Origin of the sequence: Halapricum sp. CBA1109, assembly GCF_009741825.1 — an archaeon.
GTDB lineage: Archaea > Halobacteriota > Halobacteria > Halobacteriales > Haloarculaceae > Halapricum.
In genome coordinates, this window is the sequence record NZ_WPCA01000245.1 from 1 (window position 1) to 1846 (window position 1846).

4 protein-coding genes are annotated in these 1846 nt (G+C 69.1%); 2 read left to right on the plus strand and 2 right to left on the minus strand.

Annotation, left to right across the window (positions count from 1 at the left end):
* The coding region (locus GJ629_RS15660; protein ID WP_370515938.1) for a YegP family protein at positions 1–120 on the plus strand (120 nt) is incomplete at its 5' end.
* Here the strand turns inward: GJ629_RS15660 and GJ629_RS17375 are convergent.
* Positions 105–332: a hypothetical protein gene (locus GJ629_RS17375; protein WP_231754682.1), complete on the minus strand. Its 228-nt coding sequence runs from the start codon at positions 330–332 to the stop codon at positions 105–107. The genes GJ629_RS15660 and GJ629_RS17375 overlap by 16 nt on opposite strands.
* Here GJ629_RS17375 and GJ629_RS15665 point away from each other — a divergent pair.
* Positions 259–693 carry an HVO_2922 family protein gene (locus GJ629_RS15665; protein ID WP_370515939.1) on the plus strand — a complete coding sequence of 145 codons (435 nt, stop codon included), beginning with the start codon at positions 259–261 and terminating at the stop codon, positions 691–693. The genes GJ629_RS17375 and GJ629_RS15665 overlap by 74 nt on opposite strands.
* Before the next feature lie 15 nt (positions 694–708).
* On the opposite strand, the gene GJ629_RS15670 is transcribed toward GJ629_RS15665, so the two are convergent.
* Positions 709–1846, minus strand: a 1138-nt coding sequence (locus GJ629_RS15670; RefSeq protein WP_157513836.1) for an FAD-dependent oxidoreductase, incomplete at its 5' end; no start/stop codon positions are given.

Consider the following 1846-nt stretch of genomic DNA (forward strand, 5'->3'; position numbering starts at 1 on the left):
CGGACACGACGCCGAGTTCGAACTGTACGGAGGGACGAGGGCGGACAGTACCGCTGGCGACTCGTCCACGACAACGGGAACGTCATCGCCGACGGCGGCGAGGGCTACGCCAGCAAGTAGAACGCCCGGAAGGGCATCGAGAGCGTCAAGCGCAACGCCGACCCGGCGTCGTATCTCCAGTTCGACCCCACCTCCTTCGAGATATACCGCGACGCGGCCGGCGAGTGGCGGTTCCGACTGGTCCACAAGAACGGGAACATCCTCGCGGCGGCCAGCGAGGGGTACACCCGCCGGCGCGACGCCAAGCGAGCGGTCGAGACGGTCCGTGACACCCTCGACGACGACCGCTTCGAGGTGTACGAGGACAACCGCGGGGAGTACCGCTGGCGGCTGACGGCCGCGAACAACGAGGTCATCGCCACCAGCGGCGAGGGCTACACCGACCGCGGGGCGGCCGAAGAGGCCGTCGAGCGGATACAGGAGTACGCGCCCGACGCCGACGCCCTCGACGTCGGCTTCGCCGCCTTCGAGGTGTACGAGGACGCCGCCGAACAGTGGCGCTGGCGCCTGCGCCACCGCAACGGCAACCTCATCGCCGACGGCGGCGAGGGCTACAGTGAGCGTACGGCCGCACAGGACGGCATCGAGAGCGTCAAGCGCAACGCTCCCGGTGCCGACGTCGTCGAGAACTGAGTCGCGGTCGCTTTTTTATCGGGCGACGACGTCCTCGTCGGTCGGGCCGCGGCTGTCGAACTCAGCGACGAACGCGTCCAGTTCGGCCGGGTCCTCGACGCCCGGGAGCGTCCGGTCGGCGGTCGAACAGTCGGCGTCGACGCCGAGGCGGTCACAGACCATATCCGCCGCCGAGGCGGCCATCTGCCGGTAGGTCGTCAGCTTTCCCCCGACGATAGTGAGCGCGTTGTCGACGCCGTCCCGAGCGTGGTCTAACTGGACGAAGTCCCGGGAGATGCCGCGGCCGCCGCGTTCGTCCTCGTCTGGAGCGTACAGCGGTCTGACGCCCCACCACGACCGGACGACGGGCGCGTCCGCGACGGCCGGGAGCATCGCCGCACACTCCTCGGTCGTGCGGTCTATCTCCCACTCCGGTTGTTCGTACTCGTCGGGGTCCTCAACGGCGACACTTGTCGTCCCGAGGACGACTTCCGACTCGTGGGGAACGACGATGTCGCCGTCGTCGGGGCTCCGACAACGGTTGAGGACCGGCCCGAGACGGTCGTACTCGACGGAGACCATCACGCCGCGGGTCGGCCGCATCGAGACGCCCAACTCAGCCATATCGGCTATCTCGCCGGCCCACGCACCGGCCGCGTTGACGACGTACTCGGGGCTGACCGTCTCCCCGACCTCACCGCCGAGTTCGACGCTGTCGACGCGGCCGTCGGCCACGGTGATGTCCTCGACCGGTGTGTGGGTGTGGATACTCGCGCCGTTGTCCCGCGCGTCGGCGGCGTTGGCCGCGACCAACCGCGAGGGGTAGATCACCGCGTCCGGTACTTCGAACGCCCGAACGACGTCGTCGGTCACCTCGGGAACCATCTCCGCGACGGTTTCGGCGTCGTGGATCTCGGTGGGGATGCCGACCGACTCGCAGGCCTCGCGCTTCTCCTCGAAATACTCGGGGTCGTCCGACGCCAACTGGACGAACAGGCCGCTCGTGTCCCGAATGCACTCCCCGGCGATATCCCGGAGGACGCGGTTCTCGGCGATGCACTCCTCTGCTCCGGCGGGGTCGGCCTCTGCGTAGCGCGCGCCGCTGTGCAACAGGCCGTGAGAGCGACTCGACGTTCCGCTGGAGAGGCCGCCGCGGTCGACGAGGGCGACGTCG